This is a genomic window from uncultured Sphaerotilus sp. (assembly GCF_963924895.1).
GTDB lineage: Bacteria > Pseudomonadota > Gammaproteobacteria > Burkholderiales > Burkholderiaceae_C > Sphaerotilus.
Window position 1 is genome coordinate 1 of the sequence record NZ_CAWURG010000036.1, and the last position, 21,390, is coordinate 21,390.

Consider the following 21,390-nt stretch of genomic DNA (forward strand, 5'->3'; position numbering starts at 1 on the left):
CCGCCGCCAGCGACGCTTGGCCGCTGCAGCAACGTCTTGGGTTCCGATTTGAGAAGTGTCCATGTGTCCACGCATTTGTTCGTGGACACAAGCATCCTCGTCCGGTCCTCAGGATTCAATGTGGGTTGGCCGGACGGATACCGCCATGCCGAGTTGCTGGGCACGTTTGGCGTAGAGGAGGCGAGCAAGCTTGTGGGCGGAGGCGGTGACGGCCAGCCGAAGCGCCTGTGCGGCGCGGTTGGCACAGCGCTTGGTCTTGCCGCTCGTGTCGGCGCCGATCTCGGAGACGACGACCAGGGCGGTGGTGAGATCGATGCCGTCGATGCGGGTGAGATCGACGCACCTGCGGCAGAATCCGCGCACCATGAGACTGCATCCCACCTTCGGCGCCATCGCCACCACCATCGCCCTGCTTCAGGCGGGCCCCAGCAGCGCGTTTTCCTGCGACGAACTCCGGTCTGACGTGGAGGCGAAGATCCGCGCGTCGGGCGTCTCGGCCTTCAGCGTGTCGGTGGTCGACGCCAGCGCGCCCTCGGCGGGCCGCGTGGTCGGCACCTGCGACCGCGGGGCGAAAAAGCTGCTGTACACGCAGACCACGCAGACCACGCAGACCGAGTCCGGCACGGCCCCGCGCAACCTGCCAGCCAAGGCAGAGAGGAAGGTCGACACGATCATCACCGAGTGCAAGGACGGCTCGGAGCCGGTGCGCGGCCAATGCAGGAAATGAAGCAGCCCGGGGACTTCGGGCACTTCGGGCGCGTTGGGCCTTGAGCGCCATGCCCTTCCTGCCGGTCCGATTGCCGCCCGGCGTCGACCTGCGCCGGGCCCTGGACGACCTCGCTGCGGAGCAACTGTGCCCGCTCGAGATCCTGAGCCTCTCCGGCACGCTCAGCGCGGGAGGCTCGCACCTCCACATGTCCGTCTCCGACGCGGCGGGTCCAGCGCCGCGGTTGAACCCGACAAGCCGCGTCGCCAGGCGATGCGGCTGGCGCGGGCTCAGTACGGCGCGTCGTCGCGGCGGCTGCGCTTGCGTTCCGGTGCCGGCTCTTCCTTCGGCGGCATGTCTTCCTTCTTGATGCGCGTCGGCTTGCGGATCGTCACGACCGGGGCGGGCGCGGCCTCGGCATCGGGCATCGGCTCGAAGGCAGCGGCCAGCGCAGCGGCGGGCGACAGCGGGATGTCGAACACGGGCTTCTCGGGGGCCTGTTCAGCGGCTTCCTCGGCTGCCAGCTCGGCGACCAGCTCCGGCTGCGTCTCGGCAATGAACACGTCCAGCGGCGTCAGCGTGGTGGAGCTGCTGCTGCGGGCCGGGGCGATGGTGTCGGTGCCGGTCGCGCTGGTCTTGGCGCGGACCTTGGTGGAGCGGGCCTTCGGCGCGACCGCTGCCGGGGTGGCGGTGCCCGCGGGCGCTGCCTCGTCCTCGGTGATCACGCGGGTGTAGGGCGCCAGGATCGGCACCAGCTGCGCATAGACCTTGGGCGAGCCGGCCAGCACTTCGCGCTGGTACAGGAAGTCGGCTTCGCCGGTGAAGTTACCGACCAGGCCACCCGCTTCGGTGACGATCAGCGAGCCAGCGGCGACGTCCCAGGGGTGCAGGCCGGTCTCGAAGAAGGCGTCGTACCAGCCGGCGGCGACGTAGCACAGGTCCAGGGCGGCGGCACCCGGGCGGCGCAGGCCGGCGCACAGGGGCATCAGCTCCTCGAAGATCTTCAGGTAGCGCTTGAAGTTGTCGCCCTTGCGGAAGGGGAAGCCGGTGCCGATGAGGGCGTCGGCCAGCCGGATGCGCTTGGACACGCGCAGGCGCTTGTCGTTCATGAAGGCGCCGCGGCCCTTGGTGGCGTAGAACAGGTCGTTGCGGGCCGGGTCATAGACGACGGCTTGCTCGACCTTGCCCTTGAACGCCAGCGCGATCGACACCGCGTACTGCGGGAAGCCGTGGATGAAGTTGGTGGTGCCGTCGAGCGGATCGATGATCCAGACGTAGTCGCTGGTGTGCGAACCCATGGAGCGGCCCGATTCCTCGGCGAGGATGGCGTGGTCCGGGTAGGCGGTCAGCAGGGTCTCGATGATGATGCGCTCGGCCGCCTGGTCGACTTCGGTGACGAAGTCGTTGGGCCCCTTGCTGGTGACGGTCAGGCGGTCGACGTCGAGACTGGCCCGGTTGATGATCGCCCCGGCCGCGCGTGCGGCCTTGATGGCGATGTTGAGCATGGGATGCAAATTGGTTTGCGACATGGCGAGGGGACTCCGGGGGCTCGAACGGCGGATGGTCGCGGCGCGGTGCGCGCGGCGACTGGGCAAGGGGCTGACGGTGGGAAAGAGCGGTGGCGGGCAGTGCAAGCCTGCGGGCCTAAGATAACCGTCCATTTTACGGTGCTTTCACGATCCCATGCCAGATTCCACACGCTTCGTCCTGGTCAACACCAGCCATCCGGGCAACGTCGGCGCCACGGCGCGGGCCATGAAGGTGATGGGCTTCACCGATCTGGTGCTGGTGGCGCCGCGCTTCGGCAATGTGCTCAGCCAGGAGGAAACGGTGGCGATGGCCAGCGGTGCCGCCGACATCCTCGTGCGGGCGCGCATCGTGGACACCCTGGACGAGGCGCTCGACGGCGTGCAGGTCGCCTGCGCCACGGCGATGACCCCGCGCGACTTCGGCCCGCCGACCGTGGCGCCGCGGCCGTACTTCGAGGAACTCGCCGCGAGCGCGGCCAGCGTGGCCTTCGTCTTCGGCAGCGAGCGCTACGGCATGTCCAACGAGGATGTCTACCGCTGCCACGTCTGCCTGTCGATCCCGACCAATCCGGACTACGGCTCGCTCAACCTGGCGCAGGCGGTGCAGCTGCTGTCCTACGACTGGCGGCAGGCGCTGGGCGGCTTCGGGGTGACGCCGCGCACCCGGGACCCGCGGCTCGCCTCGGTGGACATGGTGCAGGGCGCGCTGGCGCACTGGGAGCAGGCCCTGGTCCGCATCGGTTTCCTGAATCCGGACGTTCCGCGCAAGTTGTTGCCGAGGCTGAACCAACTGTGCAATCGGGCGCAATTGACGGCGGAAGAAATTCACGTTCTGCGCGGAATTGCAAAATCTGTCCTCGATTTGGGGGAGAAGCGGCCGACATGATTCAGTCATGAACGCCGTTCCCCGCTTCCACCAGATCGACTTCCTCCGAGGCCTCGCCTGCCTGAGTGTGCTGGCATTCCACTTCCTGCACCGCGGGCAGCAGGGCGGCTGGCTGCTCGATCCGACGCTGCCCTGGCTGCAGCCGTTGGCGGAGCTGGGCCACCTCGGGGTGCACCTGTTCTTCATGATCAGCGGCTTCGTGATCCTGATGACGGCCGAAGGCGCAACGGTGCGGGGCTTCATCGCCTCGCGGGTGTCGCGGCTGTATCCGGCGTTCTGGGTCGGCGTGCTGCTGACGGCGGCGGTGGCGTGGTGGTCGGGCCGCGAGGCCTTTGCGGTGACGCCGGTGCAGGTGCTGGCCAACCTGACGATGGTGCCGCACTGGGTCCATGTCGAGTTCGTGGACGGCGCGTACTGGTCGCTGGCGGTGGAATTGCAGTTCTACCTGCTGGTGATCATGCTGCTGCACTTCGGCCAGTTGCGGCGGCTGGAGTGGTGGATCGCGGCCTGGCTGCTGGTGTCTTCGGTCAATGCGGTGCGCCCCGTGTATTCGCTGGAGCTGTGGCTGGATGCGCGCTGGGCGCCGCTGTTCGTGGCGGGCATGCTGTACTACCGGATCAGCCGCCGGGGCTGGACTGGTGCGCGGGTCCTGCTGCTGCTGTGGGCCTTCGGCCTGACGCTCTGGTACGGCTGGACCGCGGCCGAGGCCGGGAAGCTCGGTCAGAACGGCGCCGTGTCGCTGGGCACGCCCGTGCAGGTGGCACTCTGCCTGCTGCTGTTCCAGGGCGTGTTCCTGCTCGTCATCAGTGGCCGGTGGACGATGCGGGCCTCGCCGCTGGTGTACTGGTTCGGCGCGCTCACCTACCCGGTCTACCTGCTGCACCAGAACATCGGCTACATCGCGCTGATGGCACCGGGCTGGCAGCACATCGACTTCCACCTGCGGGTGGTGCTGGTGGTCGGCGCGGTGGTGGTGGTGTCGTGGATGGTGAACCGGTGGGTCGAGCGGCCCCTGTCCCGGTGGCTGCGTGCCGCGATCGATCCGGTGGCGCGCACCCGGACGTCTGGCCATACCACGCCGAAACTGCAGGCGGAACCCGTCTCCCGCTGACCTGGCCGGCGCGGTTTTCAGGCGGCGCCTACACTGGGGGCTCCCTGCCGTTCCTCCGAGCCCGCCATGTTCCGTCGCCTGAAAGAAGACATCGCCTGCATCCTCGAGCGTGATCCGGCCGCCCGGTCGACCTTCGAGGTGGTGACCTGCTATCCCGGCCTGCACGCGCTGTGGATCCAGCGGGTGGCGCACTGGTGCTGGCTGCGCGGACTGCGCTGGCCCGGGCGCTTCCTGTCGCACCTGGGGCGTTTCTTCACCGGCATCGAGATCCATCCCGGCGCCACCTTCGGCCGCCGCGTCTTCATCGACCACGGCATGGGCGTGGTGATCGGCGAGATGGCCGAGATCGGCGACGACTGCACCATCTACCAGGGCGTCACGCTCGGCGGCACCTCGCTGGTCAAGGGCGCCAAGCGGCACCCGACGCTGGGCAAGGGCGTGATCGTCGGCGCGCACGCCAGCGTGCTGGGCGGCTTCACGGTCGGGGACGGCGCGCGGGTTGGCTCAGGGGCCGTCGTGACCAAGCCGGTGCCAGATGGCGCCACCGCGGTCGGCAACCCGGCCCGCATCATCGCCGCGCAGCTCGACGCCCAGCGCGAAGCCGTGGCCGCCCGCATGGGCTTCTCGGCCTACGGCGTGACGCAGGGCGAGGACCCGGTCGCGCAGGCCATGAAGGGCCTGATCGACAACGCCTCGGGCCACGAGCACCAGATCGCGCTGCTCTGGCAGGCGATCGAGAAGCTCTCGGCCCGTTCGCGCGAACTGCCGGCCGACGCCTGCGTGCCGCAGGATGCCCACACCACCGAGCAGTTCGATGCGGAAGGCCTCAACCGGCTGGTGAAGTAGCGCGGGACTGGCATCGGTACGCCAAAGCACCACGCCAGCATGCTGATGTGGTTTTGCGGTAAGTTACGTCCTGACACAACATGGTGGCGGGGCATTTCATGCATGCAGCGGGATTCCGGATCGGCTGGCGCCTGGGCTTGGGCGCCGGCCTGCTCGTCTGCGGCGTGGCCCTGTCGGGCTGTGGCGGCGGCGGAGAGGGCGGAGGGGGCGGTGACGGGTCCGCAGAGGGCGATGGCGGGAGCGGACCATCGACGGCGTCCATGGTCGAGCCGATGACGGCGGCCTTTGCCCAGCCGGACGAGCGCCCGCTGCTGCCCTGGCCGGCGTGTGTGCCCTCCGGAGCGGGCACCGACTACGCAGTCGGCCCCGGGCAGCCCCTGGCGTCGCTCGATCAGGTGCCCTGGGAGCGTCTCGCGCCGGGCGACACCGTGCGCATCCACTACAGCGCCACGCCCTACCGCGGCAAGTTCCTGCTGGCCGCCCACGGCACGGCGACCCGGCCGGTGCGCGTGTGTGGCGTGCGTGGCCCCAACGGCGAGCGTCCGGTGATCGATGGGCAGGGGGCGACGACCAGTCCGGGGCTGCTGGCGGCGTTCGCGGGCAGCGTGAGCGACATCCTGCAACGTCGCGCCCTGGTCATGGTCACCAAGCTGGCGTCGGACGCCTGGACGGACCGGCCGACCTACCTCCAGATCGACGGACTGAAGTTCACCCGCGCCCACCCGGCCTACCAGTTCCGTGACGCCGCAGGCGCGGTGAAGACCTACGACGCCTTTGGCGCCTGCATCTGGGTCGACCGCGGCGACCACGTCACCATCGCGGACAACGAGCTGACCGACTGCGCCATGGGCGTGTTCAGCCGCTCGGCCGACGACGGCAGCGGCGCGGTCACCGAGAACCTGCGCCTGGTCGGCAACGTGATCCACGGCAACGGCGTGGTCGGCAGCGAGTCCGAGCACAGCACCTACACCCAGGGCCTGGGCGTCGTGATCGAGCACAACGTCTACGGCCCGCTGCGCGCTGGCGCACGGGGCAATGCGATCAAGGACCGCTCGGCCGGCCTCGTCGTGCGCTACAACCGCATCGAGGAGGGCGCCCACGCCATCGATCTGGTCGAGGCCGAGGACTTCCCGCTGCTGGTGCTGCCGCGGGCCGACTACCGCACGACGCTGGTCTACGGCAACCAGATCCGCAAGGACGGCGACTCCGGCAGCGTCATCCACTACGGTGGCGACCACGCCGGCAGCACGCCGGGCGCGCTCTGGGGCGAGCCGATCTTCCGCAAGGGCGTGCTGCAGTTCTTCCACAACACGGTCATCGTCACGGGCAAGAGCGCGGAAGTCTTCCAGCTCTCCACCACCGAGGAGCGCGCGGAGGTCTGGAACAACGCCATCGTGTTCGCCAGCACGGTGTCCGAGAAGAGCCTGCGTGCGGGCCAGTCGGTGGGGCCGCTCTGGGTCACCGGCGGCGTGGTCCACCTCGGGAAGAACTGGCTGTCGATCGGCTGGCAGGACATCGACCAGTGGCACACCCTGACCGGACAGCTGCTGCTGGCCGCCGCGCCGCTGGTGGGCCTGCGCTCGCCGCTGGTGGAGGGCAACTGGGTGCCGCAGCCCGGCAGCGCGCTGGTGGATGCCGCCGGACCGGCCCCGGCCGGCGTGGCCGCCGTGCCGATCCTGTGGCAGCTGGACGCCGTCGGGCGGTCCCAGGCGCGGGTGACGAAGGGCGCTGCGCCTGACCTTGGCGCCGTCGAGCAGTGAGCCGGGGCGGGTGACTCAGCCGCGCGACGGGCGCTGTGCCGTCTTCGGGCGGAAGGCCTTGCAGACCGCGTCGCGGGTCTCGAGGTACGGCCCGCCGATCAGGTCGATGCAGTAGGGCACGGCCGCGAAGATGCCCGGGCAGGGCGGCACCGCGTTCGGCAGGCCTTCCAGCGTCTCGGCGATCGACTTGGGCTGGCCCGGCAGGTTCAGGACCAGCGCCTTGCCGCGGATCACCGCCACCTGCCGCGACAGGATCGCCGTCGGCACGAAGCGCAGGCTGATCTGGCGCATCTGCTCGCCGAAGCCGGGCATCACCTTGTCGGCCACGGCCAGCGTGGCTTCGGGTGTGACGTCGCGCAGCGCGGGGCCGGTGCCGCCGGTGGTCAGCACGAGGTCGCACTGGTGCACGTCGACCAGCTCGCGCAGCGTGGCGCTGATGCCCTCCTGCTCGTCCGGAATGAGCCGCGTGACCCAGGTGACCGGGTTGTGCAGCGTGCGGGCCATCCAGTCCTGCAGGGCCGGGATGCCCTTGTCTTCATAGACACCGCTGCTCGCGCGGTCGCTGATCGACACCAGGCCGATGCGCACCGGCTCGGGCGGTGGCAGGGCTGCTGCGGCTGCGGCTGCTGCGGTGGGGTCACTCATCGTCGTCTTCCTCGTCCAGGTCGCGGGCGGCCAGCTCGTCCGCCTTGGCGGCGGCTTCGAGCGCGGACTTGATGCGCTGGAACAGATCGCGGTAGGCGCGGCCCTTGCGTTCGGCCGTGCCCGTGCCCGTGGCGGGCTGCGCGGCGGCGGCAAGCTGGTCCTTGCGGGCATTGCGGATCAGCGTGCGCAGGGCCTGGGCATCGGTGTCCGGGTGCTCGCTCATCCACTGGGTGAGGGCGTCGTCCTCGGCCAGCAGGCGGTCACGCCAGCGCTCGGCGGTGTGCAGGGCGAGGGTCTCCTTGGCGCCGGGCACCTTGAACGAGGCGACCGCCTCGCGCAGCGGCTCCGGATCGACCCGGCGCATCAGCTTGCCGACGTACTGCCACTGGCGGCGCCGGCCCTCGTGCGAGCGGGTGCGCTTGAGCTGCAGCAGGGCGTCGAGCAGGAACTCGGGCATGTCCAGCGCGGTCAGGCGCGCGTCGGGCATCTCGATGAGCTCCTTGCCCAGCGCCTGCAGGTCGTGCATGTCCTGCTTCAGCCGCGTCTTGCTCGGGCGGTCGGCGAAGTCGTCATCGCGGGCCGGTGCGGCCTCGTCGTGGTCAAAGTGGTCGTTCGGGTGCATGGGCGGTCGGGGTGAAGACGACAGCTATGATACGAGCGACCACCACCGGCCCGACCCGTACATGACTGCAAAGACTGCCAAGACCCGTCCCGCTGCTGTTGCCGAGGGGGCGGATGCCGCCGCCGCCGTGCGTCCAGATGCCGGTTTCTCCTATTCGCGGGACCAGTTCCGCACGCTGGTGGAAGACGCGCTGGCGCTGGCCAAATCGCTCGGCGCGAGCGACGCGGGGGTGGAAGTGTCCGAAGGCGCCGGCCTGTCGGTCTCGGTGCGCAAGGGCAAGATCGAGAACGTCGAGCGCAACCGCGACAAGGCGATCGGCGTGTCGGTCTACATCGGCCAGCGCCGCGGCAACGCCAGCACCTCCGATTTTTCGCCCGCCGCGCTGCGCCAGACGGTGCGCGCCGCCTTCGACATCGCCCGCTTCACCGCCGAGGACACCGCAGCCGGTCTGCCGGACCAGCAGGATCTCGCGCTTGGCTGGGCAGCCGACTGCGACCTCGACCTGTTCCACCCCTGGGCGGTGAACGCCGAAACGGCGGCCGAACTCGCGCTGCGCTGCGAGGCGGCGGCGCTGTCGACCGATTCGATGATCACCAACTCCGAGGGCGCAGGGGTCTCGGCCCAGCAGTCGCATTTCTACGCCGGCAACAGCCGCGGCTTCTGCGGCGGCTACGCCAGCTCGCGCCACTCGCTGTCGGTCTCGCCCATCGCCGGCCGTGGCCGCGACATGCAGCGCGACTCCTGGTACACCTCGATGCGCGACGCCGCCGATCTGGCCTCGCCCGAGTCCGTCGGCCGCTACGCCGCGCAGCGCGCGCTCTCGCGCCTGAAGGGCCGCAAGATCCCGACCGGCGAGATGCCCGTGTTGTTTGAATCAACCGTGGCCGCCGGCCTGCTGGGTGCCTATGTGCAGGCCACCAGCGGTGGTGCGCTCTACCGCAAGGCGACCTTCCTGCTCGACAGCCTCGGCCAGCCCGTCTTTCCGGACCACATCGACATCGACGAAGACCCGCACATCCGCAAGGCCAAGGGCAGCGCGCCCTTCGACGACGAAGGCGTGCGCACCCAGGCGCGCAAGGTGGTCGAGGCCGGCGTGACGCAGGGCTACTTCCTGTCGAGCTACTCGGCCCGCAAGCTGGGCATGAAGACCACCGGCCACGCCGGCGGCTCGCAGAACCTGCACCTGCGCAGCCGCCTGACCGCCACCGGCGACAACCTCGACGAGATGCTGCGCAAGCTGCACCGCGGCCTGTTCGTGGTCGAGCTGATGGGGCAGGGCGTCAACTACGTGACGGGCGACTACTCGCGCGGCGCGGCGGGCTTCTGGGTCGAGAACGGCCGCATCGTCCATCCGGTCGAGGAAGTCACCATCGCTGGCCACCTCGGCGAGATGTTCAAGGGCATCGTGGCCATCGGCGCCGACGAGTACACGATGGGCAGCAAGACCATCGGTTCGGTGTTGGTCGACAAGATGATGGTCGCGGGGAGCTGATCCCGAGGACCGGGTCTCCGGTCTCCGGTCTCAGGCCTGGTCGGCGATGTACTGCCGGATGATGTCCTCGAAAGACGTTTCCGGCTGCAGGCCGAGCCGCGCCGCCCGCTCGGCGGTGGCGCCCGCCGGCCAGCGCGCCACGATGCCGGCGATGCGCTCGTCGCGCTCGAAGCGCACCAGCGCCCGCACGGCCGGACCCGCCACCGCTTCCAGCGCGTCCAGCATCTGCGCCACCGTGAGGTTGAGCGCCGGCAGGTTCAGCGCGGTGCGCCCGCCGAACTCGGCGCGGCTGCATTCGAAGACGCGGATCAGCGCCTCGACCGTTGCGCGTGGCGAGGTCAGCGGGTGCGACACGTCCGGGTCCACCGGGCAGACCGCCTCCAGCCCCGCCAGCGGCTCGCGGAGGATGCCGCTGAAGAACGAGGACGCCGCGCCATTGGGCCGGCCGGGACGCACCGTGACGGTCATCAGCCGGGCCGCGCGGCCGTCCAGGTAGCCCTTGCGGGTGTAGTCGGTGATCAGGTGCTCGCAGATGTGCTTCTGGATGCCGTAGCTGGTCTGCGGCGTGGGCAGCGTGTCATCGGTGACCAGGACGGGCAGCGGGTGGTCGTCGTCCGGGCCGAAGACCGCGACCGAGCTGGCGAACACCAGCCGCGCCGGCGCATCGCCGTGCTGCACGACCCGGTGGCGCAGTGCGTCGAGCAGCGCGCGGGTCGAATCGAGGTTGGAGGCCATGCCGAGGTCGAAGTCCAGCTCGCATTCGCCGGAGACGGCCGAGGCGAGGTGGAACACCCCGCCGAAGGATTCCGCGCGCAAGGCGACCACCTGGTCCAGCAATGGGCCGGTGCGGGTCTCGACGCGCGCATCGGCGCGCAGATCCGCGGGTGGCTCGACGAGGTCCGTGAGCACCAGTTGCCGGATCGGCTGGCCAGCCAGCGTGCCGCGGGCCAGCAGCGTGCGCGCCAGGCGGGCACCGAGGAAGCCGGCGGCACCGGTGATGAGCAGTTTCATGGATGGACCGTGGCGGGGTGGGGAGGTCGGGGCGCCTTGAGCGGCGAAGCCTGGGCGATGAGCGAGGGCAGGGCCTGCCGGGAGGCCAGCACTTCCTGCAGGTCGATATAGGCGCCGTCGATCAGCACCAGCGCGGCCCGCTCGGCGCCATCGGCGTCGTGGGCGATGACGGCGTCGAGCACGGCGCGGTGCAGTGGCAGCGCCTGCGCCGGGCCGTCCGGCTTGGCGGTGGACAGCTCGAAACTCGTGCGCAGCAGCGCGCCGAGCGCCTTGCTCATCTGCACCAGCATCCGGTTGTGGCAGGCGCGCAGCAGGCCCTGGTGAAAGCGCAGGTCGTGCGTCACGTAGTCGCCGCCGTGTTCGATGGCGTGTTTCATGCCGGCAAAGGCGGCCTCGATGTCGGCCAGGTCTTCCGCGGTCGCGCGCTCGGCGGCCAGCCGCACTGCCGCCGGCTCGACCACGCGGCGCAGCTCCTGCAGGTCGCGCAGGAACTCGTGCGACAGGCCGACCCGGGTGTGCCAGCGCACGACCGACTGGTCAAACCAGTTCCACTGCTCGGCGGGCAGCACGCGCGTGCCGACCTTGGGCCCGGTGATGACCAGGCCCTTGGCCACCAGCGACTTGATGGCCTCGCGGACGACGGTGCGGCTGACGCCGAATTCTTCGCCGAGCAGCGGCTCGGGCGGGATGGCGCTGCCAGGGGGATAGCGGCCGGCGACGATGGCCTCGCCCAGCTGATCGAGGGTGTGACCGAGGATGTTCTTGTTGGCGCTCATGGGCCGCGAGCCTAGCGCAGCGCCTGCAGCGCAAGCCTGACAAGGCGGTCGGGCGGCTGGGCAATGTCGAGCGTGGTGGCCGCCTCGTCCGGGTCTGGGGGTTCCAGGGTCTGGAGCTGGCTGGGCAGCAGGGTGGGCGGCATGTAGTGGCCCGTGCGCTGGCCGATGCGCTCGGCGAGCAGGGCCGGGTCACCGTGCAGATGGACCAGGCGCAGGCCGGGTGACGCGCTGCGCAGCCGGTCGCGGTAGAGGCGCCGCAGCGCCGAGCAGGTCACCACGGCGCCGGTGTCGCGTGCCTGCGCCAGCCGTTCGCCGATGCGGTCGAGCCAGCCGGCGCGGTCGGCGTCGGTCAGCGGCGTGCCGGCGGCCATGAGCGCCACGTTGTGGGGCGGGTGCAGGTCGTCGCCCTCGATGTAGGGCACGCCGAGCGCTTCGGCCAGCGCCTGCCCCAGCGTGGACTTGCCGCAGCCGCTCACGCCCATCACGACGACGACCGGAGGACGTGGCGAGTCGCTCATGGGCGTGGGTGTGGGCATGGGCGCCGGCTCACAGGCGCTGCTGGGTCCGGCTGTCGAAGACGTGGGCCTTGGACGCGTCGACGGCGAGGTAGACGGTGTCGTCCGGCTGCACCTCGGTGCGGTCGTGGATGACGACCACCAGCCGGGCATCGCCCACCTGGACCAGCAGTTCGGTTTCCGCGCCGGTCGGCTCGACCACGATGACCCGGGCGGCGATGCCCTGCGGCGCCAGCGACAGATCGGTGGGACGGATGCCGTAGTGGACCGCCGTGCCGTCGGCTGCGCGGGAAGCATCCAGTGGCAGCGGCCAGCGGGCACCGAGCGCGTCGACCGTGTCCCCGCGTGCCGTGCCGCTGAAGACGTTCATCGCGGGCGAGCCGATGAACTGCGCGACGAAGAGGTTGCTCGGCCGGTCGAAGAGTTCGAGCGGCGTGCCGATCTGCTCGACGATGCCGTCGTGCATGACGACGATGCGGTCGGCCATCGTCATCGCCTCGATCTGGTCGTGGGTGACGTAGACGGTGGTGGTCTTCAGGCGCTGGTGCAGGGCCTTGATCTCGGCGCGCATGGCCACGCGCAGCTTGGCGTCGAGGTTGGACAGCGGCTCGTCGAACAGGAAGACCTTCGGATCGCGCACGATCGCCCGGCCCATCGCGACCCGCTGGCGCTGGCCGCCGGAGAGTTCGCGCGGGTGGCGATTGAGCAGCGCGTCGAGGTTGAGGATCTTGGCTGCATCGGCGACGCGGCGGTCGATCTCGGAGGGCGGCGCATTGCGCAGGCGCAGGCTGAAGCCCATGTTCTCGCCGACGGTCATGTGCGGGTACAGCGCGTAGCTCTGGAAGACCATCGCGATGTCGCGGTCCTTGGACTCCAGCTCGTTGACGACGGTCTGGTCGATCAGCACCTCGCCGTCGGTGATCTCTTCCAGCCCGGCGAGCATCCGCAGCAGCGTGGACTTGCCGCAGCCCGAGGGGCCGACGAGCACGACGAACTCGCCGTTGGCGATGTCGAAGCTCAGGCCGTGGATGACCTTGACCTTGTTGCCGTAGGTCTTCTGGACGTTGCGAAAGGAGACGGAGGCCATCGGTGTGTTCTCAACTTTTCACGGCGCCAGCCGTCAGGCCGGACACCATGTAGCGCTTGAAGGCGTAATAGATCGCTGCGGGTGGCAGGGCGTAGACCAGCCCGGTGGCCATCAGCAGCTCCCAGGGCGAGTCGTCCGCGGCAAGGAAGTTGCCGAGTGCAACGGACAGTGTCAGGTCGGCCTCGTTGGACAGCAGCAGGAAGCCGTAGAGGTATTCGTTCCACGCCAGCAGCAGCGCATACGTCCCGACAGCGACCAGCGACGGCACCATCAGCGGCAGGTACACGAGCCGGAACAACTGCATCGGCGAGGCCCCGTCGATGCGCGCCGCCTCGTCCAGCTCCCACGGCAGCTTGTCGGACGCCTGCTTGAGCACCCAGATGCAGTAGGGCGAGGCGATCGTCACCATCGCCAGGATCAGCGACCAGCGGTTGTTCAGCAGGCCGTAGGTGGACATGGTCTTGTACATCGGCACGGCCAGAAAAGCGGCCGGGATGAAGTAGGTCATCAGCGCCAGGTTCATCACCGTGCGCCCGCCGCGCACCTTCAGCCGGCTGATCGAGAATGCCGCGCAGGTCGCCACGAACAGCGTGATCGCGCCGACCGAGATGGCGATGAACAGCGAGTTGCCGAGCTGCTGCCAGAAGTGGTGCAGGTAGAAGTGCTTCTGGTTGAAGACGATGTCGAAGTTGGACAGCGTCGGGTCCTGCGGCCAGAGGCGCCCGGAGGTGGCCTTGTCGCGCGGCGAGACCGCGAACAGCACCAGGTGGTAGATCGGCAGCAGCGTCCACAGCAGCACCGGGATGCCGATCAGCAGCAACTGGGCTTCCTGGCCGATGGACTTCAGCGTGAAGCGTGCGCGGGTCATTTGGAGAGCCTCTTCATCATCACCCACACCAGCGGCAGCACCAGGGGCAGCGCCACCACCAGCGAGGCCATCGCGAGATCAATCTGGTCCAGCCGCAGGTAGCGGATGCCCAGCGTCGCCAGCACGTGCGTCAGATCGGCCGGCCCGCCGCCGGTGAGCAGGTAGACGCTGTTGAAGTCGCCCAGCGTCCAGATCATCGACAGGATGGTGCAGGTCAGGTACAGGTCCTTCATCGCCGGCCAGGTGATGAAGCGGAATTTCTGGCCGCGGGTGGCGCCGTCCACGCTCGCCGCCTCGTACTGCTCGCCGGGTATCGCCAGCCGGCCCGCCACCAGGATCAGCGTCCAGAACGGCAGCGACTTCCAGATGTGCATCAGCATCGAGAAGCCGAGGCCGAGCGTCGGATCGTTCAGCCAGTTCGGCCCATCCAGCCCGGTCATGCGGAAGATGGTGCTGTTGATGACGCCCCACTCCGGGTTGAGCATGAAGCGCACCGACAGGATGGTCGGAATCGACGGCACCGCCCACGGCAGGATGAAGACCATCGAGATGATCTTGATCCACCAGCGCGTTTGCACGAAGAAACCGGACAGGCCCATCGCCACCACCATCTTCACGTTGACGGCCACGACCACGAAGATGAGCGTGTTGATGGCCGTGCGGTAGAAGATCGGGTCTTCGAGCAGGCGTTCGTAGCTCGACGGATGGCGGGCGAGCCAGAGCCCGTAGCCGACCGGATAGAGCACGAACACCAGGAACACCAGCACGTAGGGCACCAGCAGGGCGCGGCCCCACAAGGTCCAGGTGCTGAGACCCGGTCGCACTCGGGCGGACCCGGATGCAGCAGAGGAGGCGAGGGCGGTCGTCACGTCAGGCTGCTCAGTTGCCCGCCACGGTCTTGATGCGGGCGATCATCTCGTCCACGGCCTTGTCCACGGGCACCTTCTCGTTGAGCACGCGGTTCATGGCCTTGGCCCACACGTTCTCGTTGTTCAGGATCGTGAACTTGTAGTTCTTGGTGAACTCGAACGGCACCGTGCCCGACTTGAACTGGTTGTAGACCGTCACGCGGTGCGGATCACCCTTCCAGAACGCGCTTTCCTGCGCCGCCTTGGTGACCGGGAACCAGCGGCCCAGCGAACCTTCCACGTACGGCGTCAGGTTGGACTCGTCGAGCAGGAAGGCCACGAACTTCTTGGCCATCGCCTTGTTCTTGGCGTCCTTGAAGATCACGCCCGTCTTGACAGCGGCGCGGTACTGCATCTTCGTGCCGTCGGGCTTGGTCGGGAAGGCGGCGGTGGCGATCAGCTCGGTGTAGTTCTTCTTGGCCTCGGCGCGCTGCACGTCGGTCAGCGTGGCGTTGGTCGAGTCATCGAGCCACTTCGCCGCGATCGAGATCGTCGCGTTGTGGGTCATCGCGATGGTCTTGTTGTGGAAGGCGACGTTGTTGTCCGGGTCTTTCCAGTTGGTGGCCGACGGCGGCGTGCAGCCCTTGGTGTAGACGGTGGTGTAGTCGGTGACAGCGTTGATCAGGCCCTGGCGCACGGCCGGGTCATCGACCAGCAGCTTGCCGGAGTCGTTGACCAGCTTGACGTTGTGCGCGTCCATGAAGGTCAGGAACGAGAAGAACGAGTCGCTCGAATCCACGCCCATCGGGAAACCGGTGCCGAAGGCGCGCTTGCCGGTCTTCTGGCGGTAGCCGGTCTGGACCTTCTCGCACCAGAAGTTCCAGTAGTCCTTCCAGCCGGTCGGGATGTCGCTTTCCTTGTAGCCCGCGTCGCCCAGCATGTCCTTCCAGTACTGGATGTGCATCGTCTGCTGCTTGATCGGGAAGGCGTAGTACGCGCGCTTGCCGCCCTCGGCGTTGTTCAGCAGGAAGGTGGTGGACAGCGCCTGCGGCTCGAACTTGGCGCGCAGCGGGTCGATGATCGACGAGACGTCTTCGAGCTTGCCGTCGTAGGCCCACTTGGCGGTGACCTGGAAGTCGTAGACGTCGCCATAGGCCACGTCCGGCGGGTTGCCGGCGTCGAGCGCAGCGACCGACTTCGGGATGATTTCCTGCGGCGCGTACAGCGAGAGTTCGATCTTGACGCCCTTGTTCTTGGCCTCGAACTTCTTGATCGCGTTGTACAGCGCGTCGTCTTCGGACTTGTAGTAGCCCTTGCCCCACCAGACGGTGAGGGTTTCATCGGCCTGGGCCGGCGCCATCGCCAGCAGTGCCGCAGCGGCCAGGGCGCTGCTCATCCATGTCTTCGCCTGCATCGCGTGTCTCCTCGTGTCGTTCGTCACGGTTGATGTCCCGGTGGGGGTGCGGCGATCGTATGATGAATGATGACTGGCGGTTAACGGGGAATCCCGTAAGGGTCCGCCGCAAGGGGATGAGGCAGCGGCAGGATCGGCCTACACTGGGCGGCTGTCACCTACCGATTCGGAGCCTGCGATGGCCGTGCCTTCACCTGTTGTTCCCGCCAGCGTTCCTGTGACGGAGTTCCGCGCCCGGTGTACCCAACTGCTCGACGGTGTGGAGCATTCAGGCGAGACGCTGGTCATCACGCGGCGCGGGCGTCCTGTGGCACGGCTGGTGCCGATCCGTGACGCGGCGCCGGTGGCGCTGTTTGGTGCGATGCGGGGGCGCGTGACGATTCAGCAGGATCTGGTGGCGCCGGTTGGCGAAGCTTGGGAGGCCGACGCGTGACGACCGATGTGGTCGTTCTCGACACGCATGTGCTGGTCTGGCTGCTGGAAGGCGATCTGCGCTTGTCGATTTCGGCTCGTGAAACGATTGGTGCGGCGTCTCGCGTCTGCATCAGCGCCATCACGCCGTGGGAAATCGGGATGCTCGTTGCGAAAGGCCGACTCGGGTTTGGTCAGGACGTGCAACAGTGGATTGACGAGGTACTGGCCCTGCCAGCAGTGCATCTTGTACCGCTGCTGCCGTCCATCGCGATTGCCAGCACGCGGCTACCGGGTGAATTACATGGGGATCCGGCTGACAGGCTGATCGCCGCGACGGCCCGCCACTTGGACGCCACGTTGGTCACCGCGGATGGAAAGCTGCTGGCCTATGCGGCGGCTGGGCATCTGAGGGTGCTGGCGGCGACTTGAACGGCAGTCTCAGTTTCAATTTACTGGTTGGCCTCAAGCAGGCTTGCGGTGCTTGGTTTCTACGGGGTGGTGCGCTCGCTCGTAAACCTCTATCCGCGTGACCAGCGCCTGCATTTCTGCGAATTCCGGGGTTCCTTCTTCAGCCCGGAAGATGGCTTCCAGTTGTTTGAAGGCTTCCTGAAGATCTGCTTCGCTTTGGATCGGCTGGGGTTGCATACCGTTGCCTTGTTGGTTGACGCCGCTCTCTGTGCGCCTGAACGCCTCAGCTTGTTCTCAATGAGGCTGCGCGGCCATCTGGATGACTTCCGTTGCCCACTGGTTGAGGCTTTTTCCTGCCGCTTCCGCTGCCACGAGTGCGGCGCCGTGGACTTGCGGCGGCACGCGCAGCATGAGTTTTCCGGACGCTGGTTTTTCTGGCTTGATGCCCTGTGCCTGACAGTCGTTCAGGAAGTCCTCAATGGCGGCCTCGAACTCGCGGCGTACTTCCGAGACGGTTTCTCCGTGGAAACTGATGATGGCGCGGATACCGAGCACCCGGCCGACGAGGATATTGTCCCGTTCGTCGTAGTCGATGCGGGCGGTATAGCCTTTGTGTTGCATGGTGTTCATGGGCGCACTCCAATGTCGAGCCCCGACTGTTCATAAACCCGCTTGACGAACAACTCGGGACGACGAGTACGCTGCTGCTTGGGTTTTCGCCTCACCGACACTCCGGCACCGCCGTCAACACCGCTTCCCCCGCCGCCTTCGCCCTCAGATTCTCCACCGCCAACCCTGCCATCGCCCCCCGCGTCGAGTTCGTCGCACTGCCAATGTGCGGCGTCAACACCACCTGCGGCAGCGCCCGCAGCCGCTCCGGCACATTCGGCTCATCCGCGAACACATCCAGCGCTGCCCCGCCCAGCGCCCCGGATTCGAGCGCCTCGATCAGCGCCGTTTCATCGACCACCGACCCCCGCGCCACATTCACCAGCAACCCCTGCGGCCCGAGCGCGGCGAGTACTTCGGCGTTGACGAGGTGCCGCGTGGCCGCGCCGCCCGGGGTGATGACCACCAGCACGTCGCTGCGTGCGGCCAGATCGACCAGTGACGCGATGTAGGGATAGGGCAGGCCGGGCTTCGGCTGGCGCGTGTGGTACGCCACCGGCATGTCGAACGCCTGCGCACGCCGCGCGATCGCCTGCCCGATCCGGCCCATGCCGACCACCCCCAGCCGCGACCCGGACAGCTTGCGCGCCAGCGGCATCGGCCCGCCGGACCAGTGCCCGTCGCGGATGTAGCGGTCCGCCGCGACGATCTGCCGCGAACCCGCCAGCATCAGCGCCATCGCCAGATCCGCCACGTCGTCGTTCAGCACGTCCGGCGTGTGCGTCACGACGACACCCCGCGCCTTCGCCGCTGCCACGTCGATGCCGTCATAGCCGACGCCCATCACCGAGATGATCTCCAGCGCCGGCAGCCGGTCCATCAGCGCGGCGCCGACCTTGCTCTCGCCGCTCGCCGCGATGCCGCGGATGCGCGGCGCCACCGCCTCGAACGCGGCTGGATCGCTCTCGTGCAGCCGGTCATGCACCGTGAACTGCGCGCGCAGCAGCGGCTCCAGCAGCGGGCTCATCCGCATCACGGCCAGGACTTCGAAAGAGGGGCTCAACGGGGTGGTGTGTTCGCTCAATTCAGGCTCCAAGGGATTCCACGGGGACGGTCGTTATTCGTCATACCATAGTATCGACGCGCACTTTCCAAGCCCGACACGGGACTAACGAGCACGCCGATGAGCACTCCCAAGAAGAAACGCCCCGAGGAACTCCGTAGCCAGCAATGGTTCGGCCGCCAGGACCGCGATGGCTTCGCCTACCGCAGCTGGGTCAAGGGCAAGGGCGTGCCGCATGACCAGTTCGACGGTCGCCCGGTCATCGGCATCTGCAACACCTTCAGCGAGCTGACCCCCTGCAACTCGCATTTCCGCGCGCTGGCCGAGCAGGTCAAGATCGGCGTCTACGAGGCGGGCGGCTTCCCGCTGGAGTTCCCGGTGATGTCGCTCGGCGAGACGCTGATGCGGCCGACCGCGATGCTCTACCGCAACCTCGCCAGCATGGACGTGGAGGAATCGATCCGCGGCAACCCGATCGACGGCGTGGTGCTGCTGATGGGCTGCGACAAGACGACGCCGAGCCTGCTGATGGGCGCCAGCAGCGTCGACCTGCCGACCATCGGCGTCTCCGGCGGCCCGATGCTCAACGGCAAGTGGCGCGGCCAAGAACTCGGCTCGGGCACCGGCGTGTGGAGCATGAGCGAGCAGGTCCGCGCCGGTACGCTCAAGCTGCAGGACTTCTTCGAGGCCGAGAGCTGCATGCACCGCAGCCACGGCCACTGCATGACGATGGGCACGGCGAGCACGATGGCGTCGATGGTCGAGGCACTCGGCGTCGGGCTGCCGGGCAATGCGGCGTACCCGGCGGTGGACGGACGGCGCAACGTGCTGGCGCGGCAGGCCGGGCGGCGCATCGTGCAGATGGTCCACGACGACCAGAAGCTCTCCAGCATCCTGACCCGTGAAGCCTTCGAGAACGCGATCCGTACGCTCGCAGCCATCGGCGGCAGCACGAACGCGGTGATCCACCTGATCGCCATCGCCGGGCGGCTCGGCGTGCCGCTGTCGATCGACGACTTCGACCGGCTGGCCAGCGAGCTGCCGTGCCTGCTGAACCTGCAGCCCTCGGGCCAGCACCTGATGGAAGACTTCTGCTACGCGGGCGGCCTGCCGGTGGTGATGAAGGAAATCGCGCACCTGCTGCACACGGAGATCGTCACCGCGAACGGCTGCACGGTCGGCGAGAACATCGCCGATGCCGAGAACTTCGACCCGCGCGTGATCAAGACCTTCGACGCGCCGTTCAAGGCCAATGCCGGCATCGCCGTGCTGCGCGGCAACCTCGCGCCGCGCGGGGCGGTCATCAAGCCGAGTGCGGCGACCCCGGCGCTGATGCAGCACACCGGCCGCGCTGTCGTGTTCGAGGACTCGAACGACTTCCACGCCCGCATCGACGACGAGGCGCTCGACGTCGACGAGACCTGCATCCTGGTGCTGAAGAACTGCGGGCCGAAGGGCTACCCCGGCATGGCCGAGGTGGGCAACATGCCGCTGCCGCCGAAGGTGCTGCGCAAGGGCATCACCGACATGGTCCGCATCAGCGACGCCCGCATGAGCGGCACCGCCTACGGCACCGTCGTGCTGCACACCGCCCCGGAAGCGGCAGCGGGCGGCACGCTGGCGCTCGTGCAGAACGGTGACCTGATCACGCTGGACGTGCCGGCGCGCAGCCTGCACCTGCATGTGGACGACGAGGAACTCGCCCGCCGCCGCGCCGACTGGGCGCCGCCGGTGCCGCCGATGGACAGCGGCTACTGGAAGCTCTACATCGACCACGTGCTGCAGGCCGACGAGGGCGCGGACCTCGATTTCCTGCGCGGCAAGCGCGGCAGCTTCGTCCCCAAGGACAACCACTGAACCCCCTGCGGAGATCGCCATGGACATCGGATTTGTAGGCGCGACGGGTTTGATGGGCCACGGCATGGCCCGCAACCTGCTCGCCAAGGGCCACACCCTGCGGCTCGTGCTGCGCCAGCGCCGCGAACCTGCGGCGGATCTGCTCGCCGCGGGCGCCACCGAGTCGGCGACGCTGGCCGAGATGGCCCGCGACAGCGCGGTGGTCTTTCTCTGCGTCACCGGCACGCCCGAGGTCGAGGCCGTGCTCCAGGGCGAGACGGGCCTGCTGGCGGGCGCCCGACCGGGCCTGCTGATCGTCGATTGCTCCACCAGCGAACCCGCGTCGACACACCGCCTGCGGGCGCTGGCGGCGCAGGCTGGTGCTGTGCTGGTCGATGCGCCGCTGGCGCGCTCGCCGGTGCAGGCGGAGGCCGGCACGCTCAACGTGATGGTCGGCGCCGAGCCGGCGGTGTTCGCGCAACTGGAGCCGGTGCTGCGCTGCTTCGCGGAAAACGTCTTCCACGTCGGCGGTCCGGGTGCGGGCCACACCATCAAGCTGCTGAACAACTTCGTCGCGCAGGCGATCTGCAATGCCACCGCCGAGGCACTTGCCGTGGCCGCGCGCGCCGGGGTCGAGCCGAAGAAGCTGATCGAGGTGATCTCGGGCGGGCCGGTCAACTGCGGCCTGATCCAGATGATGGCGCCCGCGCTGGACGGGCGGCTCGACGGCCTGAAGTTCAGCCTCGACAACGCGCGCAAGGACGTTCGTTATTACGGCCACCTTGCCGAGGGCCTGGGCATGCCCGCCTGGATCGGGCAGGCGGTGCACCAGTCGCTGGTGCAGGCCTGCGTGCTCGGCTATGGCGACCGCTTTGTCCCCTCGCTGATCGAGGCGCAGGAAAAGCTGACCGGCGTGACGCTGGTCCCGCGCCCGACCTGACCCC

23 protein-coding genes and 1 pseudogene are annotated in these 21,390 nt (G+C 68.4%); 10 read left to right on the forward strand and 14 right to left on the reverse strand.

From position 1 onward, the window contains the following. Positions 1 to 108: 108 nt before the first annotated feature. Positions 109 to 366 (reverse strand): hypothetical protein, encoded by a 258-nt coding sequence (locus tag AABN02_RS13020; RefSeq protein ID WP_338415356.1) that lies wholly within the window; start codon positions 364 to 366, stop codon positions 109 to 111. Between AABN02_RS13020 and AABN02_RS13025 the strand changes: the two genes are divergently transcribed. After that, the gene (locus AABN02_RS13025; protein ID WP_338415357.1) at positions 365 to 727 is read left to right on the forward strand and encodes a DUF1161 domain-containing protein; all 363 of its coding nucleotides are present in this window, start codon (positions 365 to 367) and stop codon (positions 725 to 727) included. The genes AABN02_RS13020 and AABN02_RS13025 overlap by 2 nt on opposite strands. Positions 728 to 1,431: 704 nt before the next feature. Here AABN02_RS13025 and AABN02_RS13030 read toward each other — a convergent pair. Then, a pseudogene (locus tag AABN02_RS13030) lies at positions 1,432 to 2,235 on the reverse strand (inositol monophosphatase family protein); the annotation flags it as partial. A 154-nt stretch (positions 2,236 to 2,389) separates the two neighbouring features. On the opposite strand from AABN02_RS13030, the gene AABN02_RS13035 reads away from it, so the two are divergent. From AABN02_RS13035 to AABN02_RS13050, 4 genes are all read left to right on the forward strand, one after another. Further along, the gene (locus AABN02_RS13035; protein ID WP_338415358.1) at positions 2,390 to 3,121 is read left to right on the forward strand and encodes an RNA methyltransferase; all 732 of its coding nucleotides are present in this window, start codon (positions 2,390 to 2,392) and stop codon (positions 3,119 to 3,121) included. A 7-nt stretch (positions 3,122 to 3,128) separates the two neighbouring features. Then, the gene (locus AABN02_RS13040) at positions 3,129 to 4,232 is read left to right on the forward strand and encodes an acyltransferase (RefSeq protein WP_338415359.1); all 1,104 of its coding nucleotides are present in this window, start codon (positions 3,129 to 3,131) and stop codon (positions 4,230 to 4,232) included. Positions 4,233 to 4,298: 66 nt separating this feature from the next. Next, complete coding sequence (cysE, locus tag AABN02_RS13045) at positions 4,299 to 5,078, forward strand: serine O-acetyltransferase (protein WP_338415360.1); 780 nt, start codon at positions 4,299 to 4,301, stop codon at positions 5,076 to 5,078. A 98-nt stretch (positions 5,079 to 5,176) separates the two neighbouring features. Next, entirely contained in the window at positions 5,177 to 6,838 is a 1,662-nt protein-coding gene (locus AABN02_RS13050) for a right-handed parallel beta-helix repeat-containing protein (protein WP_338415361.1), read from the forward strand. Between the two features lie 15 nt (positions 6,839 to 6,853). Here AABN02_RS13050 and mog read toward each other — a convergent pair whose 3' ends face one another. Both mog and yjgA read right to left on the reverse strand, forming a co-directional pair. Continuing rightward, positions 6,854 to 7,483, reverse strand: coding sequence for a molybdopterin adenylyltransferase (gene mog, locus AABN02_RS13055; protein WP_338415362.1), 630 nt, complete (start codon positions 7,481 to 7,483; stop codon positions 6,854 to 6,856). Next, positions 7,476 to 8,105 (reverse strand): ribosome biogenesis factor YjgA, encoded by a 630-nt coding sequence (yjgA, locus tag AABN02_RS13060; RefSeq protein ID WP_338415363.1) that lies wholly within the window; start codon positions 8,103 to 8,105, stop codon positions 7,476 to 7,478. The genes mog and yjgA overlap by 8 nt, the downstream gene beginning before the upstream one ends. A 61-nt stretch (positions 8,106 to 8,166) precedes the next feature. Here yjgA and pmbA point away from each other — a divergent pair, with 61 nt between their 5' ends. Beyond that, on the forward strand, positions 8,167 to 9,597 hold the full coding sequence (gene pmbA / locus AABN02_RS13065; protein ID WP_338415364.1) for a metalloprotease PmbA: 1,431 nt from the start codon (positions 8,167 to 8,169) through the stop codon (positions 9,595 to 9,597). Between the two features lie 30 nt (positions 9,598 to 9,627). Here the strand turns inward: pmbA and denD are convergent, their stop codons facing one another. Genes denD through AABN02_RS13100 form a run of 7 tightly spaced genes read right to left on the reverse strand, consistent with a single transcriptional unit; the run spans position 9,628 to position 16,116 of the window. After that, positions 9,628 to 10,608 (reverse strand): D-erythronate dehydrogenase, encoded by a 981-nt coding sequence (gene denD, locus AABN02_RS13070; RefSeq protein WP_338415365.1) that lies wholly within the window; start codon positions 10,606 to 10,608, stop codon positions 9,628 to 9,630. Continuing rightward, positions 10,605 to 11,384, reverse strand: coding sequence for a FadR/GntR family transcriptional regulator (locus AABN02_RS13075; protein WP_338415366.1), 780 nt, complete (start codon positions 11,382 to 11,384; stop codon positions 10,605 to 10,607). Before AABN02_RS13075 ends, denD begins: the two co-directional genes overlap by 4 nt. Positions 11,385 to 11,395: 11 nt before the next feature. Beyond that, on the reverse strand, positions 11,396 to 11,902 hold the full coding sequence (locus AABN02_RS13080) for a gluconokinase (protein ID WP_338415367.1): 507 nt from the start codon (positions 11,900 to 11,902) through the stop codon (positions 11,396 to 11,398). 28 nt (positions 11,903 to 11,930) lie between these two features. Further along, a complete protein-coding gene (gene ugpC, locus AABN02_RS13085) occupies positions 11,931 to 12,986 on the reverse strand; it encodes a sn-glycerol-3-phosphate ABC transporter ATP-binding protein UgpC (protein ID WP_338415368.1) in 1,056 nt (351 codons plus the stop codon). 10 nt (positions 12,987 to 12,996) lie between these two features. After that, the gene (locus tag AABN02_RS13090; RefSeq protein WP_338415369.1) at positions 12,997 to 13,854 is read right to left on the reverse strand and encodes a carbohydrate ABC transporter permease; all 858 of its coding nucleotides are present in this window, start codon (positions 13,852 to 13,854) and stop codon (positions 12,997 to 12,999) included. Continuing rightward, complete coding sequence (locus tag AABN02_RS13095) at positions 13,851 to 14,678, reverse strand: sugar ABC transporter permease (protein WP_338415427.1); 828 nt, start codon at positions 14,676 to 14,678, stop codon at positions 13,851 to 13,853. Before AABN02_RS13095 ends, AABN02_RS13090 begins: the two co-directional genes overlap by 4 nt. A 55-nt stretch (positions 14,679 to 14,733) precedes the next feature. Continuing rightward, positions 14,734 to 16,116 (reverse strand): ABC transporter substrate-binding protein, encoded by a 1,383-nt coding sequence (locus AABN02_RS13100; protein WP_338415370.1) that lies wholly within the window; start codon positions 16,114 to 16,116, stop codon positions 14,734 to 14,736. Between the two features lie 178 nt (positions 16,117 to 16,294). On the opposite strand from AABN02_RS13100, the gene AABN02_RS13105 reads away from it, so the two are divergent. Continuing rightward, on the forward strand, positions 16,295 to 16,549 hold the full coding sequence (locus AABN02_RS13105; protein ID WP_338415371.1) for a type II toxin-antitoxin system Phd/YefM family antitoxin: 255 nt from the start codon (positions 16,295 to 16,297) through the stop codon (positions 16,547 to 16,549). Further along, positions 16,546 to 16,959: a type II toxin-antitoxin system VapC family toxin gene (locus AABN02_RS13110; RefSeq protein WP_338415372.1), complete on the forward strand. Its 414-nt coding sequence runs from the start codon at positions 16,546 to 16,548 to the stop codon at positions 16,957 to 16,959. The genes AABN02_RS13105 and AABN02_RS13110 overlap by 4 nt, the downstream gene beginning before the upstream one ends. A gap of 33 nt (positions 16,960 to 16,992) precedes the next feature. On the opposite strand, the gene AABN02_RS13115 is transcribed toward AABN02_RS13110, so the two are convergent. From AABN02_RS13115 to AABN02_RS13125, 3 genes are all read right to left on the reverse strand, one after another. Beyond that, complete coding sequence (locus tag AABN02_RS13115) at positions 16,993 to 17,175, reverse strand: hypothetical protein (RefSeq protein WP_338415373.1); 183 nt, start codon at positions 17,173 to 17,175, stop codon at positions 16,993 to 16,995. Between the two features lie 57 nt (positions 17,176 to 17,232). Further along, positions 17,233 to 17,568, reverse strand: coding sequence for a type II toxin-antitoxin system HicB family antitoxin (locus AABN02_RS13120; RefSeq protein WP_338415374.1), 336 nt, complete (start codon positions 17,566 to 17,568; stop codon positions 17,233 to 17,235). Positions 17,569 to 17,659: 91 nt separating this feature from the next. After that, positions 17,660 to 18,610, reverse strand: coding sequence for a 2-hydroxyacid dehydrogenase (locus AABN02_RS13125; RefSeq protein ID WP_338415375.1), 951 nt, complete (start codon positions 18,608 to 18,610; stop codon positions 17,660 to 17,662). A 120-nt stretch (positions 18,611 to 18,730) separates the two neighbouring features. Here AABN02_RS13125 and AABN02_RS13130 point away from each other — a divergent pair, with 120 nt between their 5' ends. Beyond that, positions 18,731 to 20,467 (forward strand): IlvD/Edd family dehydratase, encoded by a 1,737-nt coding sequence (locus AABN02_RS13130; RefSeq protein WP_338415376.1) that lies wholly within the window; start codon positions 18,731 to 18,733, stop codon positions 20,465 to 20,467. Between the two features lie 19 nt (positions 20,468 to 20,486). Then, positions 20,487 to 21,386: an NAD(P)-dependent oxidoreductase gene (locus tag AABN02_RS13135; RefSeq protein WP_338415377.1), complete on the forward strand. Its 900-nt coding sequence runs from the start codon at positions 20,487 to 20,489 to the stop codon at positions 21,384 to 21,386. Positions 21,387 to 21,390: the final 4 nt, after the last annotated feature.